The organism is Gordonia sp. McavH-238-E (assembly GCF_022348225.1).
Taxonomy (GTDB): Bacteria; Actinomycetota; Actinomycetes; order Mycobacteriales; family Mycobacteriaceae; genus Gordonia; species Gordonia terrae.
Genome location: NZ_JAKRFE010000006.1, coordinates 165955 through 179460, shown reverse-complemented (window position 1 = coordinate 179460; position 13506 = coordinate 165955). Strand labels below are relative to the sequence as shown.

Annotated in this window: 15 protein-coding genes; 8 read left to right on the top strand and 7 right to left on the bottom strand. The window is 67.8% G+C overall.

Translation table 11 applies throughout. The features are described 5' to 3' along the window. The first annotated feature begins 198 nt into the window (after positions 1-198). Genes MHN80_RS10690 through MHN80_RS10675 form a run of 4 tightly spaced genes read left to right on the top strand, consistent with a single transcriptional unit; the run spans position 199 to position 4256 of the window. Positions 199-1320 (top strand): glycosyltransferase, encoded by a 1122-nt coding sequence (locus MHN80_RS10690; RefSeq protein WP_239401769.1) that lies wholly within the window; start codon positions 199-201, stop codon positions 1318-1320. Beyond that, complete coding sequence (locus tag MHN80_RS10685; RefSeq protein ID WP_239401457.1) at positions 1313-2422, top strand: glycosyltransferase family 4 protein; 1110 nt, start codon at positions 1313-1315, stop codon at positions 2420-2422. The genes MHN80_RS10690 and MHN80_RS10685 overlap by 8 nt, the downstream gene beginning before the upstream one ends. Beyond that, positions 2419-3399, top strand: a complete 981-nt coding sequence (locus MHN80_RS10680; protein WP_239401455.1) for a hypothetical protein — start codon at positions 2419-2421, stop codon at positions 3397-3399. The genes MHN80_RS10685 and MHN80_RS10680 overlap by 4 nt, the downstream gene beginning before the upstream one ends. Next, positions 3396-4256 carry a glycosyltransferase family 2 protein gene (locus tag MHN80_RS10675; RefSeq protein ID WP_239401453.1) on the top strand — a complete coding sequence of 287 codons (861 nt, stop codon included), beginning with the start codon at positions 3396-3398 and terminating at the stop codon, positions 4254-4256. Before MHN80_RS10680 ends, MHN80_RS10675 begins: the two co-directional genes overlap by 4 nt. Here the strand turns inward: MHN80_RS10675 and MHN80_RS10670 are convergent. Then, positions 4228-4653 (bottom strand): ATP-binding protein, encoded by a 426-nt coding sequence (locus MHN80_RS10670; protein WP_239401451.1) that lies wholly within the window; start codon positions 4651-4653, stop codon positions 4228-4230. The two genes, MHN80_RS10675 and MHN80_RS10670, sit on opposite strands and share 29 nt — an antisense overlap. 323 nt (positions 4654-4976) lie before the next feature. Here MHN80_RS10670 and MHN80_RS10665 point away from each other — a divergent pair, with 323 nt between their 5' ends. Further along, a complete protein-coding gene (locus MHN80_RS10665) occupies positions 4977-5441 on the top strand; it encodes a hypothetical protein (RefSeq protein WP_239401449.1) in 465 nt (154 codons plus the stop codon). A 2-nt stretch (positions 5442-5443) separates the two neighbouring features. Continuing rightward, the gene (locus MHN80_RS10660) at positions 5444-6622 is read left to right on the top strand and encodes a zinc-dependent alcohol dehydrogenase (protein WP_239401447.1); all 1179 of its coding nucleotides are present in this window, start codon (positions 5444-5446) and stop codon (positions 6620-6622) included. Here MHN80_RS10660 and MHN80_RS10655 read toward each other — a convergent pair. Then, positions 6612-7478, bottom strand: a complete 867-nt coding sequence (locus MHN80_RS10655) for a SigB/SigF/SigG family RNA polymerase sigma factor (RefSeq protein ID WP_239401445.1) — start codon at positions 7476-7478, stop codon at positions 6612-6614. The two genes, MHN80_RS10660 and MHN80_RS10655, sit on opposite strands and share 11 nt — an antisense overlap. Before the next feature lie 438 nt (positions 7479-7916). Between MHN80_RS10655 and MHN80_RS10650 the strand changes: the two genes are divergently transcribed. After that, positions 7917-8363 carry an STAS domain-containing protein gene (locus tag MHN80_RS10650; RefSeq protein ID WP_101819613.1) on the top strand — a complete coding sequence of 149 codons (447 nt, stop codon included), beginning with the start codon at positions 7917-7919 and terminating at the stop codon, positions 8361-8363. 113 nt (positions 8364-8476) lie between these two features. Here MHN80_RS10650 and MHN80_RS10645 read toward each other — a convergent pair whose 3' ends face one another. Both MHN80_RS10645 and MHN80_RS10640 read right to left on the bottom strand, forming a co-directional pair. Beyond that, positions 8477-9160, bottom strand: a complete 684-nt coding sequence (locus MHN80_RS10645; protein ID WP_239401443.1) for a GAF and ANTAR domain-containing protein — start codon at positions 9158-9160, stop codon at positions 8477-8479. Positions 9161-9302: 142 nt separating this feature from the next. Beyond that, the gene (locus MHN80_RS10640; protein WP_239401441.1) at positions 9303-10490 is read right to left on the bottom strand and encodes an acyl-CoA dehydrogenase family protein; all 1188 of its coding nucleotides are present in this window, start codon (positions 10488-10490) and stop codon (positions 9303-9305) included. Between the two features lie 116 nt (positions 10491-10606). Here MHN80_RS10640 and MHN80_RS10635 point away from each other — a divergent pair, with 116 nt between their 5' ends. Beyond that, complete coding sequence (locus MHN80_RS10635) at positions 10607-11614, top strand: LacI family DNA-binding transcriptional regulator (RefSeq protein ID WP_239401439.1); 1008 nt, start codon at positions 10607-10609, stop codon at positions 11612-11614. A gap of 22 nt (positions 11615-11636) precedes the next feature. On the opposite strand, the gene MHN80_RS10630 is transcribed toward MHN80_RS10635, so the two are convergent. The 3 genes from MHN80_RS10630 to MHN80_RS10620 all read right to left on the bottom strand — a co-directional run bounded on the left by MHN80_RS10630 (position 11637) and on the right by MHN80_RS10620 (position 13455). Beyond that, positions 11637-12317 carry a hypothetical protein gene (locus MHN80_RS10630; RefSeq protein WP_239401437.1) on the bottom strand — a complete coding sequence of 227 codons (681 nt, stop codon included), beginning with the start codon at positions 12315-12317 and terminating at the stop codon, positions 11637-11639. Between the two features lie 99 nt (positions 12318-12416). Continuing rightward, complete coding sequence (locus tag MHN80_RS10625; protein ID WP_004022294.1) at positions 12417-12731, bottom strand: DUF2470 domain-containing protein; 315 nt, start codon at positions 12729-12731, stop codon at positions 12417-12419. Beyond that, complete coding sequence (locus MHN80_RS10620) at positions 12724-13455, bottom strand: tyrosine-protein phosphatase (RefSeq protein ID WP_004022295.1); 732 nt, start codon at positions 13453-13455, stop codon at positions 12724-12726. The genes MHN80_RS10625 and MHN80_RS10620 overlap by 8 nt, the downstream gene beginning before the upstream one ends. Between the last annotated feature and the right edge of the window lie 51 nt (positions 13456-13506).

Genomic DNA, 13506 nt, shown 5'->3' with positions numbered 1-13506 from the left:
TGGGTAACTCGGCCCGCACGAGAACTTGCCGGAATTCGGCAGTCGTCGGCGGCTTGCGAAGCCGCGATCGCGCAGGCCCGGTTGAGAACACAGCCGTTGCGACCCGAGTGAACGGATGTGGCAGTGAGTAGTGGGCAGCCCAACGGAACAGCAACCCTCGACACCACGGGGGTGAGCACGACACGAGACCGGTCGGTCATGTCGGCGGGTTGCCGCCCGCGAACGGACGTCGGCACCACCCGCGTGCGCGTTGCGTCGGTACCGCAATCCCATGTGTATGTCCGACACCTGTCTCCGCTCAACGGGGCGGTCAGCGATCTCGACACCGGACCGGTGTCGGTGGTGCGCCTGCCCGACCCGGCGCCGGCCGACGGCGAAATGGTCCCGGGTCGGTGGTGGCCACCGCTGATGCTCGATCCCGCCTGGATCGCGCGACATCACAACGAGTTCGATGTGTTCCACCTCCATTTCGGGTTCGACGCCATCGAGCCGGCGACGATGTCGGCGGTCATCGACGAACTGCGCACCCACGGCAAGCCGCTCGTCTACACGCTGCACGATCTGCGCAATCCGCATCACGCCGAGCCGGGTCATCACGAGGAGGTACTGGACATCCTCGTGCCCGCCGCGGACGAGGTGGTGACGCTGACCCCCGGCGCGGCCGCCGAGATCACACGCCGCTGGCACCGGGAGGCGACCGTTCTCCCCCACCCGCATGTCGTGCCACCGGGAAAATTCGGCGCGCGAGAACCGCACACCGACGAGTTCGTCGTCGGGGTCCACGCCAAGAGCATCCGCGCGAACATGGATCCGTTGCCGGTCATCATGAGCCTGCTCGAGGCCGCCGCCGATTACCCGGACATGACCGTCCAGATCAACCTGCACGACGAGGTGTTCGTCCCGGGGACCCACGCGTACAACCCCGACTTCGGCACGACGGCTCTGGCGCTGTCGCGGCATCCCTACGCGCGCGTGCGGGTTCACGACTACTTCACCGACGACCAGCTGTGGGACTATCTGCGAAGCCTGTCCGTATCGGTACTTCCGTACCGGTTCGGCACGCACTCGGGCTGGCTCGAGGCCTGCCACGATCTCGGTACCGCCGTCATCGCACCGAGCTGCGGCTTCTATCGCGAGCAGCAGGACTGCCTGTCCTACGAGTTCACCGCGGACCACTTCGATCCGGACTCGCTGGTTGCCGCTCTGGCGCAGGCCTATACGGCTCGACCGTCGGCAGCACTGTGGCCGGAACGACGCGCCCAGCGCCAGTCGCTCGCCGAACACCACGCCGCCCTCTACACCCGGATTCTGGATGCGTGACCCCCTGAAGATCGCCATCGTCGCGTCGAGCCGCTACCCGATCGCCCAGCCCTTCGCCGGCGGACTCGAGGCCCATGTCTGGCATCTCACCCGCGCGCTGACGCTCGCCGGACACGAGGTCACGCTGTTCGCAGGTGACGGCAGCGATCTCCCGGTCGACTCGGATCGCCTGCGCGCCGAGCTGTTCGAGCCATCCGCGGCCGCACGCTCGGATGTGTCGATGCCCCAGCTCGAAGTGTTGCAGGATCATCACTCGTATCTGTCGCTGATGCTCTCGTTCACGCGCAACCCCGGCGACTACGACGTGATCCACAATCACAGCCTGCACTACCTCCCGGTCGCCATGGGGCCTGCGGTGCAGACCCCGATGGTCACCACGTTGCACACTCCGCCGACGCCGTGGCTCGAGTCGGCCCTGACCCTCGCGCCCGATACGCGTTGCGTTGCGGTCAGCCGGCACACGGCGCAGTCCTGGTCACATGTTCTCGGCGACATCCCGGTGGTGCACAACGGCGTTCAGCTGGACCGCTGGCCCGCCGGTCCCGGCGGGGACGATCTGGTCTGGTTCGGCCGTTTCGTCCCGGAGAAGGGTGCGCATCTCGCGATCGAGGCCGCGCAGCGCGCCGGACGGCGGCTCCGACTGGCCGGACCCATCAGCGACGCAACGTATTTCGAGCAACAGATCGCCCCCTCCCTGGGCAGCCTCGTCCACTACGAGGGGCACCTCCACCAACACGACCTAGCCCGGCTGGTGGGTTCCTGCGGCGCGACCCTGGTGAGCCCCGTGTGGGACGAGCCGTACGGCCTCGTGGTGGCGGAGTCCCTCGCGTGCGGCACCCCGGTGGCGTGCTTCGCGCGCGGAGGCATCCCGGAGATCGTCGGCGCCGACGCCGGTGTCCTCGTCCCGCCGGGCGATGTCGATGCGCTGGCAGTCGCCGCGGAGGAAGCGCTCACCATCGACCGGCAACTCGTCCGCCGTCGCGCAGAGGAGCATTGCTCCGACACCGCGATGATCGGCCGGTACTCCGACATCTACGCCGATCTGGTCGCCGGTCGTTCCACCCTCGGCACCGACTCGCTCACCCGCCAGGTACCGGCGTGATCGGTTACTACGTGCACCATCAGGGACGCGGACACTGTTCCCGCGCCACCGCAGTCGCCGGGCAGATCGGCACCGACGTCGTCGCGTTGACCAGCGCGTCGCTGTGCGATCCGGCGTTCAGTGAGGTGATCTCCCTCGACCGCGACGACGCCGACCCGGAGCCGAGTGATGTCGCCGTGAGCGGCCTGTTGCACTGGGCTCCACGGCACGACGCCGGGCTGCGGACGCGCATGGCGCAGGTGGCGGAGTTCGTCGCCGAGCGCACACCGGCTGCCGTCGTCGTCGACGTCTCGGTCGAGGTCACCCTGTTCCTCCGGCTGCTCGGAGTGCCGGTGATCGTGACGGCGCAGCCCGGGGTCCGGGACGACCTGCCGCATCAGCTCGCCTACCGGGCGGCCGATGCGATCATCGCGCCCTGGCCTGCCGAGTTGTATCAGCCGGAGTGGCTCCGGGAACATCTGTCGAAGACGGTCTTCACCGGGGGCATCTCCCGCTTCGACGGCCGACTTCCCGTCTCACACCCCACGTTCGCCTCGGATGTGCTGGTCCTCACCGGTGCCGGCGGGGAACACGGGCTGCCGCACCCGGCGACCACTCTCGCCGACGAGCTGCCGGGGCGCACCGTCGTCGGACTCGGACCGGCATTCGATACATGGGTCGACGACCCATGGCCCTTCCTCTGCAGCGCCCGGGTGACCGTCATCGGCGCAGGTCAGGGCAGCGTGGCCGACGCCGCTGCGGCGGGCCGTCCGGCGGTCGTGATCCCCGAGGACCGACCGTTCGCCGAACAGCGGGCGACCGGCGACACGCTCTCGCGCTCCGAACTGGCGCTCGTCACGTCGACGTGGCCGGACGCCGAGAGATGGCGATCGATCCTCGACACCGTCGGGGACTCGTCGCCGGCGTGGTCGCGCTGGCACACCGCGGGTGCCGCCGGGCGGGCCGCCCGCGCGATCGAAGCGGTCGCGAGCCGATGACAGGCTCCCCCGAGGTGGTCGCGGTGATCACCATCGTGGCGGGGCGACATCTCCACCTGCGGCGCCAACTCGAGGCCTTCGCTCACTCGTCCAGCCGGCCCGACGTCCACATCATTGTGGCGATGGACGATCCCGACGTCACCACGGTGGTCGAGGGCCATCCGGTGCACGTCATCCATGTCGGTGTCGACGAACCGGGCACACTCCAACTCGCCGACGCGCGCAACGCCGGAGCGGCGGCCGCGATCGCGGCGGGAGCGTCGATCCTGGCGTTCCTCGACGTCGACTGCATTCCCGGTCCCGACATGCTCGGACGCTACCTGCAGGCCTGCGCGGCGACGCCGGACCGCAGGCTCCTCTACTGCGGCCCGGTCACCTATCTGCCCGCCGATCAGCCGACCTTCGAGGCTCGTGAGCTCCCTCGATTCACCGACCCACACCCGGCACGCCCGGCACCGGCGTGCGGACAGACGCAACTCTCGTCGGAACTGATGCTCTTCTGGTCGCTGTCGTTCGCCGTGCGGACCTCCGACTGGCTCGCACTCGGCGGCTTCCACCCGGGTTACCGCGGATACGGCGGTGAGGACACCGACTTCGCGATGTGCGCGCGGGAGAACGGTTTTCGCATAGCCTGGGTGGGTGGAGCCCATGCGTATCACCAACACCACCCGGTATCGAATCCCCCCGTCGAGCATCTCGACGACATTCTCCGCAATGCCCGGGTCTTCTACCGGCGTTGGGGCACGTGGCCGATGGAGGGATGGTTGCGCGCCTTCGCCGAACGCGGTCTGGCGACCTACGATGCTGCCGACGATGATTGGAGGTTGATCAGCGGCGGAACTTCGAGAACCGGATGACGACGCCGCGGGACTCCGAGTCCGGCAACGGTTCGTCGTAGGAGATCGTGTGGGTGTCGGTCACGGTCTGCACGATTCGCCAGCCGAACGTCGACTGCTTGAGGGTCACTCCCCCGACGAGTTCGCCGCGGATCTCGCCGACGACGCCCTGCGATGACAGACGCAGCGTGAGCTCGATCGACGAGTCCTCGGCTGCGGCGGAGATGATCTGAGAGCAGATCTCGTCCACGGCCACCTTGGCGTCGATGACGTCGTCGAGTGCCCAGTCGTCGATGTAGAGAGCGGTCTCGACCAGTCCTCGTATCAGTGCGAGGCGATCGGTGGCGGCCGGAACCCGCAGGATCGTCGGCGTACCGCCGTCGATCGATAGCTGGGACGTCGCGTCGGAATCGGTCATCAAATGAGTCTTCTTCGCCCGTTGCTTGGTGGTGCCGATCTCGGCTGGTCTGGTCATGAGTGCCCCGTGAATCCGTGTTCCAAACCGCGGCTCGAGTCGTTCGCCGCGCTGAGCGTGCCCCCAACACGTCTGGCCACGGTAGCAGAGCAATTCGCAGCACTCGGACCCGATGAGATTGACATCTCTTTCCGTCCCAATTCCGGCGGACGGTTCGCACCACGACGTTTCGTTGTCGCCCCGTCGCGGTACACCGTCCGCACCGAGGCCGGTCGTCCAGCCACGTCGGCCACCGAGCCACAACCAGACAGCGCAGGGAGTGCACCATGCCAGATCTGACACCCGACCGAGAGGTCGCCTCGCGCGAGGCCATCGCCCGGCGTCCGGCACGAAAGTCACGAGGGCTGAAGGCCATCGGCCTCCTCGGCTTCGTCTGCCTCGGACTCATGCTGGTGCTCGCGGGCCTCGCGATCGCCGCCGGCGCGGGCGACCGCGACGCGACCGTATGGCTGGCGGTGGGCGCCGTCCTCGTCGGCCTGGTGGCGCTCGGCCTGCTGATCGGCAGCCGCGTCCTGCTCCGACGACGCGCCGCCCGAGACGGTGATCGTGCCCATCAGGACCCGATCCAGCCGGAGACCACTGCCGAGGAAGCCGAGCGATACGAGGAGCGCTTTCACGACTTCCCGGTGGAACACGCCGGCAAGAGCGAGCGAGGACGGGACGACCGTCTGGAAGAGATGCACGACGAGGGTCATCGTCACAACCGGGGACACAACGAGGGAAAGGCCTGAGAATGCGCGCAGTGACCTGGCAGGGCAAACGACACGTGTCGGTCGACACCGTGCCCGACCCGAAGATCATCGAGCCCACCGACGCCATCATCAAGGTCACCTCGACCAACATCTGCGGATCCGATCTGCATCTGTACGAGGTCCTCGGTCCGTTCATGCAGGCCGGCGACATCCTCGGGCACGAGCCCATGGGGATCGTCGAAGAGGTCGGCAGTGAGACCGGCGACCTCCGCGTTGGCGACCGGGTCGTCATACCGTTCCAGATCTCGTGTGGCTCATGCCTTTTCTGCCACGACGGGCTCATGACGCAGTGTGAGACGACGCGCGTCACCGAACAGGGGACGGGCGCCGCGCTGTTCGGCTACTCGCAGCTCTACGGCTCGGTCCCCGGCGGGCAGGCCGAGTACCTACGCGTACCTCAGGCCCAGTTCACCCACATCAAGGTGCCGCTGGAGGAGCCCGATTCCCGCTACGTCTATCTCTCGGATGTGCTGCCCACGGCCTGGCAGGCCGTGGCCTATGCCGAGATCCCCCAGGGCGGAACCGTCACCGTGCTCGGCCTCGGCCCCATCGGCGACATGGCCGCCCGGATCGCCGCGCACCAGGGCGCTCGGGTCATCGGTGTCGACCGGGTACCCGAACGGCTGGCCCGGGCGGAGGCCCGCGGTATCGAGACCGTGAACTTCGACGCCGTCGACAATGTCGGCGACGCCATTCGCGACCTCACCGGCGGGCTGGGTACCGACGCCGTCATCGACGCCGTCGGCATGGAGGCCCACGGATCGCCGATCAACAAAGCGCTGCAGAGCGTCGTCGGATTGCTGCCGGATGCCGTGGCCCGCAAGGCGATGTCCGAGGTGGGCACCGACCGGCTGGGTGCGCTCTACTCCGCGATCGACATCGTCAAGCGCGGTGGAACGATCTCGCTGTCCGGGGTCTACGGCGGCGCGGCCGACCCGCTTCCCATGCTGACCATGTTCGACAAGCAGATCCGGCTGCACATGGGGCAGGCCAATGTGAAGCGGTGGGTCGACGACATCATGCCGTTGCTCACCGACGACGATCCGCTGGGCGTCGACACCTTCGCCACCCACGAACTGCCGCTCGACGAGGCCCCGCAGGCTTACGAGACCTTCCAGCGGAAGGACGACGGCATGGTGAAGGTGATCCTCAAGCCGTGAACCCGCGAGGCGTGCCGCGGCCCTTCGCCGCGGCGCGCTCACCGTCGGCCTGCGGGGTGTCGTCGTCCTCGGCCTCGTCCTCCTCGACGACGACCTCGGACCGCAAGGTCTCGAGAATGCGCGTCAGCAGGCGCGACACGTGCATCTGAGAGATCCCCACCTCGCGTGCGATCTCGCTCTGCGACATCGACTTGAAGAACCGCAGGGTGAGAATCGTGCGCTCGCGCTCGGTGAGCCGCTCGAGTGCGGGCTGCAGCGTGACGAATTCTTCGACGAGTTCCAACCGCGCGTCCTCGTCGCCGAGGGTGTCGGCAAGGGTCCAGCCGTCGGTATTCGAGCCGGCCTCGGCGTCGATCGAACTCGCGGTGTACGCCGACCGGGCGACCATGCCCTCGATGACCTCGCCGACGGGCAGGTCCAGATGCTTGGCGATCTCACTCGGGCGTGGCGACCGACCGAGGGTCTGCAAGAGTTCTTCACTTGCCTTGGCGATGTTCAGCGAGGCCTCTTGCGCACGCCGGGGTACGCGGATGGACCAGGTGCTGTCCCGAAAATAGCGCTTGACCTCGCCCATCACGGTCGGCACCGCGAAGGCGAGGAAGTTGTTGCCGCGCTCGACGTCGAACCGGTCGACAGCATGCATCAGACCGATCCGCGCCACCTGACGCAGATCGTCGATGGGTTCGCCACGCTCGGAGAACCGCCGCGCGACATGATCCGCCAGGGGCAGGCACCGCGCGATGACCTCGTCCCGAAGTCGAGCACGACGATCGTCGTCCTTCTCCTCGTGCATCGCACGCAGGGAAGGGAGGACGTCACCGTAATCGTCGTGATCGCCCCGGTCTCCCGACGCCATTCTCACCACCAGACTTAGAAGACAGCACGAGAACTGATGCGCAGACCTCGTGCCGCAACCAGAACATGAATGATGTGCGCACGGGTTCGACGCATATCCGAGTCCAGCCAACCACGGTCGTACGACAGCGTCCAGCCACGCCGGGTGCGGCCTGGTCAGAGCGGTGTGTGGCAGGAACTCGGCGCATAGAAACTGCCGAAGTGGGCACAACCTTGTACGCCGTGCTCGCGCAACGTAGGGTAAGAGATGCGGTTCAGGTAGCAGCTGCGTTCTAAGCGGCAGGCGCCCAGGGCCTCTTCGCTTCCCACCATCACGTGTCGATCTTTTTTCGACAGTCGTGAACTTGGGTTACTCCCAACCATATTCGGTGGAGTATCAAGGCCTTCGATCCAGAGGTGACGGTCGGGCCAGACGCGCACTTACCGAAACGAGAACATCATGGCTCTCACTTCTTCGACCACCTTCCGTTCGGCCTTCGATCCCGCGACCGAACCTGCGCCGAAGACACACCCACACCAGTTCGTGTCACCGAAATCGTATTGCGTACAAGGTTTTTCAGGGAGCGTCGATCGCGATTCCGCCGCCGATTTCGCGGCTGCGCTGGATCGGGTGATCAGCGGTCCCGTCGACGGCATCGTCCTCGACTTCTCCGGCCTGAACTTCTTCGGGACCGTTGGATTGGTCCTCCTGCGGTCCTTCATCGACGACGCCGGTCGACGATTCGTCCCGGTCGTGGTTGTCGGCGGCCGCAGTGTGACCCGCCCGCTCGAACTCTGCGGGATGGCGCCCTACGTCAAGGCTTTCGAGACACTCGAGGAAGCCGGACGCGCCCTGACCCAGAACGAGGTCGGGCCCAGCACGATGGAATTCACGGTCGCCGAGTAAGCCGCCCCTGCTCGGCCGCTGCTCCCTGAGGTGCTAGGAGCGCCGGCGACGAGCCTCCCCTGCCCCCTGAGGTGCGAAGAGCGATAGCGACGAGCCTCGAAGGGCACGTCAGGTCACCGGTTCGTGGTGACCTGACGTGCGACGTCGACCAACTTGGTGTTCGAGTCCTGCGACAACCGCTTCAACAACTCGAAGGCGGCGACCGCGTCGATCTCGAACCGCTCCATCAGCATGCCCTTGGCCTGCCCGATCACGTCGCGATTGGCCAGGGCACTGTGGAACTGCTGGTCTTTCTTGACCTTGTTCCACGCGAGCGCGGCGTGTGTCGCGAAGACGACCCCGATGTCCTCGGCGTGGAGGTCGAAGGCGCGGGGCACGTCGGCGAACAGATTCAGCGCCCCGATCGTGGTCGTGTCGGCGAAGAGCTGAAAGGACAGCACCGAGCGGATCGAGGTCTCCGCCAGCGCCCGCTGCCGGTACTCGGGCCAACGTTCTTCCTTCGCGAGGTCGTCGACGCGCACGACGCGGTCGGCAAGCGCCGCCGAGATACACGGTCCCTCACCGAGTTCCGCCTGGATGCGGTCGTGCACGTCAGCGACGTCGTGGGTCGAGCCGAAGGACTCGATCGACTTCCGATTGGTGGTGACGGTGAGGCCGGCGTACTCGACGCCGGGGATGTCGATGAGCGCGTTCTCGACGATCGACTTGGCGACCTGTTCGTCGGAGTCGTCCCCGTGGAGCTCACGCGCCAGATCGGCGATCCTTCGGTGGACGTCCTCCTCGGACGGATGTGTCATGATCGAGCCCCCTTCAACGCCCGACGTGAACACCAACGACCACGGACGCACATTGTTCGGCGTACTCACCCCAACGTAGCCCACCGCGACGTGCCTGTTGTCGGCTCGGGAAAGGCGTTCGGACCCTACGCCAGCAAGTGGCTCAGCGGAACGCCGAAGCACCGGTCAGCGCGCGACCGATGGTGAGCTGGTGGACCTCGGAGGTCCCCTCGTAGGTGAGTACCGACTCCAGGTTGTTGGCGTGCCGGATCACCGGGTACTCGAGGGTGATGCCGTTCGCCCCCAAGATGGTTCGGCATTCGCGGGCGATCGCGATCGCCTCCCGCGTGCTGTTCAGCTTGCCGGTGCTGACCTGCTCGGGGGTGAGTTCACCGCGATCTTTCAGACGGCCGAGATGGTAGGCCAGCAGGTGGCCCTTGCCGACCTCGAGCGCCATGTCGGCGATCTTGGTCTGGGTGATCTGGTAGCCGGCGAGCGGCTTGTCGAACACCTCGCGGGACTGCGCGTAGTCGATGGCCGACTCGAGACAGTCGCGAGCCGCGCCCATGGCCCCGAAGATGATGCCGAATCGCGCCTCACCGAGAGCGGTCAGCGGTCCCCGCAGACCCTCTGCCTTCGGCAGCATCGCCGACGCGGGAAGCCGCACGTCGTCGAACACGAGCTCCGAGGTGACCGAGGCGCGCAGCGACATCTTCTTGGTGATCTCCGGCGCCGAGAACCCGGGCGTGTCGGTGGGGACCACGAATCCGCGGATACCGCCCGGACTGTCGGCGAGATCAGTCTGCGCCCACACCACAGCGACATCGGCGATCGAACCGTTGGTGATCCACATCTTCGTTCCGTTGAGCACCCAGTCGTCGCCGTCGCGCTTGGCATGGGTGCGCATGCCCGACGGATTGGATCCGAAGTCGGGCTCGGTCAAGCCGAAGCAGCCGATCGCCTCCCCCGCCGCCATCCGCGGCAGCCATTCGTTCTTCTGTTCTTCCGAACCCCAGTGATGGATGGAGAACATCGCGAGTGACCCCTGCACCGACACCAGGCTGCGGATTCCGGAATCGACGGCCTCGAGCTCAAGGCAGGCCAGCCCGTAGGACATCGCACTCATCCCGGGACAGCCGTACCCCTCGAGGTGCATTCCCAGGGCGCCCAGCCCGCCGAGCTCCCGGGCGATGTCGCGGGCAGGTAGGCGGGCCTCCTCGAACCACTCCGCGATGTGCGGGCGCAGCTTCGACGCGGCGAAGTCGCGCACACTGTCGCGGATGGCGATCTCGTCCGCGTCGAGCAGCGAGTCCAGGGCGAAAAGCTGGGGCAACGTGCTGGGGCGGGACATCGAGACCTCCATGAGAACGTTTGCAAGAACGATTGCATCGCCTAAGGTAGGTGGTCGGCCGCCGCCGGTCAATGTGTGGGGTGGGCTCGAGCTACCGGGCCGAGAGGAGAGCCAGCGTGATCAGTGGTCAGCGCGCACCCACGCTCAAGGAGATCGCGCAGCGTGCCGGCGTGCACGTGTCCACCGCGTCCCGCGTCCTCCGCCAGGCCGAACCCGCCGACGGATGGTCGGAGTCGGCGCTCCGGGTCCGGGAGGTCGCCGACCAGCTCGGCTACCAGCGCAACGTGTGGGCGGCCAGTCTGCGGACCCGCAAGACCACCACGATCGGTGTCGTGATGACGCGACTCACCGACGGCGTCGTCGCCACGACCTACCAGGGCATCGAGCAGGCCGCCACCCGGGCCGGTTACTCGGTGCTGCTGTCGAGCCCGCCTGATGAGGAGGCCGCTCAGCGGCGGGCCATCGAACTCCTCGTCGGGCGGCAGGTCGACGGACTGTTGCTGAGCGGGCTCCATCGGCCGGGTGGCGATTTCGTCGAGTCGCTGCGGATCGGCGACCTTCCGTTGCTCGCGCTGACCCGGCACGCCGAGGCCGGGCTTCCCTTCGTCGGCGGTGACGACGTGCGCGGCGGCCGCATCGCGGCCCGACATCTCCTGGATCGGGGGTACACCGACCTCGCCGCCATCGCCGGTCCCGCCCACGCGACCACGGCCACCGACCGACTCAGCGGGTTTCGCGCGGAGTTGCGCGAGGCCGGGATCACGCTGCCCGACGACCGCATCGTCGCGTCGAACTTCGAGGTCGACGGCGGTACGGCCGCCGGTCGCGCACTTCTGGATCGTCCGGACCGCCCGCGGGCGATCTTCGCGGTGTCGGACACGATCGCGGTGGGGGTCCTGGGCGTCGCGCGCGACCTCGGACTCCGCGTCCCCGACGACCTCGCCCTGATCGGCTACAACGACATCCCGGTGGCCGCCCAGCTGCCGGTTCCACTCACGACGATTCGTTCCCCGGCACGGGAGATCGGTGAGACCGCGGTGCGCGGTCTCCTCGACCTCACGACCGGACGCGACGTCGAATCCCGGCGCTTACCGGTCGAACTCATCGCACGCGGGAGCACGTGATCGACTCGCCTCCGCGCTGGCCTCAGGGCACGACCGGCTCGGGCCGTCGACGCACCGCGACGGCGCGGGCGACCGCGAACGTCGCGGCCAGGACCATCGTCACCACGAGGATCGTGGCGATCCACGTCGGCGAGGTGGTCGTGTACCCGAACCAACCAGCCACCCCGACGCCGGCGCCCGTCGCCAGCACGGCCCCGACCGGGAGCGAGATCGCGGTCGTCCGAACGGTGGCCCGGGTGTGCGCATCACCGGACAGTCGCAACACACCGAGGATGCCGACGAGCACCAGCACATAACCGAGCACCCCACTCACGGCGTAGACCACCAAGACGGGGTACCCGGCGCCGGAGTCGCCGGTGAACGCGTTCGCCAGCAGGATGATCGCCGGGGCGAGTCCGACCACGACACCGATCAGCCCGGCGCCCACCACCCGGCCGAGCCGCAAGCCGCTGCGCTCCGCCAGACGTACACCGACCGCCCAGAGAACTCCCGCAACGAGCGCACCGGTGACGGCGCCGACCCCGGCCGCGACGATCACCGAGTCCGTCGGGTCTTGCGCGACACCCGCCGTGTCCCCGGTGCCCCACACCATCCAGATGTCGGGACCACCGACCGAGCCGCCGCCATCGGACAGGGACAGGGCCGCGCCCAACGCCGCGATCACTGCACCGAACAGCCCGAACCCGACGAGTTGCCTCCACATACGGCCACTATCGCCGGTCTCGGCGCCGTCGGGCTTCCGGACACGCGGTAACACTCGTCGGCTTGCGTTTCCGAGCCAGTGTTTCGCGGTTCTTCCGGATCAGGAAGCGGCGGGGGAGTTCTCCTGCGCCGCACGGAACATCGCGACGACCGCGGCGCGAACGTCGGCTCGGTCGCGCACCGGCCGATCCCACGGGAGCCGTACACCGACAGTCCCGTCGGGGCCGGAGACGTCGAAAGTGGCTGCCTCGTGGTCGAATCCGGTCATCGTTGCCGCGACCGCATCCGGACGTCCGCCCAGCACCCGGCAGATGAGCAGCGAGTCCTCGGCATGGTCGTCGTTCATGTGCGCGAGTACGGCCGCCACGACATCCGGCGCGAACTGCGCCGTGTCCGAGACGTTGTCGTCAGTCACGCGCGGCCTCCCCCGTCTCGGTGCGCACGAAGTTCCCGACCCACCGCCGGAAGCGCTCGACGTCGCCGCCCTGTTCTTCGAACCAACCCCAGGCGCCGCCGCGGGCACCCGTCACGTCGCCGACGACCAGTTCGATGGCCTCGCGCGGGGTGCGCAGGATGGGGGCCTCCAGGGTGGTGCCCGCCGGAATCCGCTTGCGGGACCGCAGACGCTCGAAGACGCCGGCGATGCCATCTTCGGTCCGGTGGTAGTCGGCGATGACCGACGACTCGTCGACGCCCGCCAGCAGCAGCGCGATGGCGATGATCACCCCGGTCCGATCCTTGCCGGCCGCGCAGTGCACCAGAGTCGCGCCGCTGGGATCGAACTCGTTCAGCGCGGCGGTCAGCCGGTGACCGCCCGTCCGCATCATCGCGGTGTAGATGTCGACGAGAGCGGTGTCGGCGAGCCGGTCGACCCGGGCACCCGACGACACCGGACGGTGCACGACCCGCACGTTCGCCGGCCACGTGACGGCCATCCGGCCCAGCTCCGTGGGGTCTCGCAGATCGACGACGGTGGCCGGCGGCCAGGGCATGCCGACCGGGTCCTCGTCGTCGGGATACGGTGCGTCGCTGCGGATCAACACGTTGGCGGCGGTGATGCCGCCGCCGGCGACCCGCATACCGCCCAGATCCCGGATATTTGCGAAAGTCCGCAGGTCAGAGGCAGAGGAGAGAGTCACAGCTTTCCCGATCGTCGAAGTGCGCGGTGGTCGGTCGCACCTCACCTTACG

What these genes read in the sequence shown, in the direction of transcription:
- MHN80_RS10690 (WP_239401769.1), top strand. Translation starts at nt 199, where the DNA reads ATGTCGGCGGGTTGCCGCCCGCGAACGGACGTCGGCACCACCCGCGTG.
- MHN80_RS10685 (WP_239401457.1), top strand. Translation starts at nt 1,313, where the DNA reads ATGCGTGACCCCCTGAAGATCGCCATCGTCGCGTCGAGCCGCTACCCG.
- MHN80_RS10675 (WP_239401453.1), top strand. Translation starts at nt 3,396, where the DNA reads ATGACAGGCTCCCCCGAGGTGGTCGCGGTGATCACCATCGTGGCGGGG.
- MHN80_RS10670 (WP_239401451.1), bottom strand. Translation starts at nt 4,653, where the DNA reads ATGACCGATTCCGACGCGACGTCCCAGCTATCGATCGACGGCGGTACG.
- MHN80_RS10665 (WP_239401449.1), top strand. Translation starts at nt 4,977, where the DNA reads ATGCCAGATCTGACACCCGACCGAGAGGTCGCCTCGCGCGAGGCCATC.
- MHN80_RS10660 (WP_239401447.1), top strand. Translation starts at nt 5,444, where the DNA reads ATGCGCGCAGTGACCTGGCAGGGCAAACGACACGTGTCGGTCGACACC.
- MHN80_RS10655 (WP_239401445.1), bottom strand. Translation starts at nt 7,478, where the DNA reads ATGGCGTCGGGAGACCGGGGCGATCACGACGATTACGGTGACGTCCTC.
- MHN80_RS10650 (WP_101819613.1), top strand. Translation starts at nt 7,917, where the DNA reads ATGGCTCTCACTTCTTCGACCACCTTCCGTTCGGCCTTCGATCCCGCG.
- MHN80_RS10645 (WP_239401443.1), bottom strand. Translation starts at nt 9,160, where the DNA reads ATGACACATCCGTCCGAGGAGGACGTCCACCGAAGGATCGCCGATCTG.
- MHN80_RS10640 (WP_239401441.1), bottom strand. Translation starts at nt 10,490, where the DNA reads ATGTCCCGCCCCAGCACGTTGCCCCAGCTTTTCGCCCTGGACTCGCTG.
- MHN80_RS10630 (WP_239401437.1), bottom strand. Translation starts at nt 12,317, where the DNA reads ATGTGGAGGCAACTCGTCGGGTTCGGGCTGTTCGGTGCAGTGATCGCG.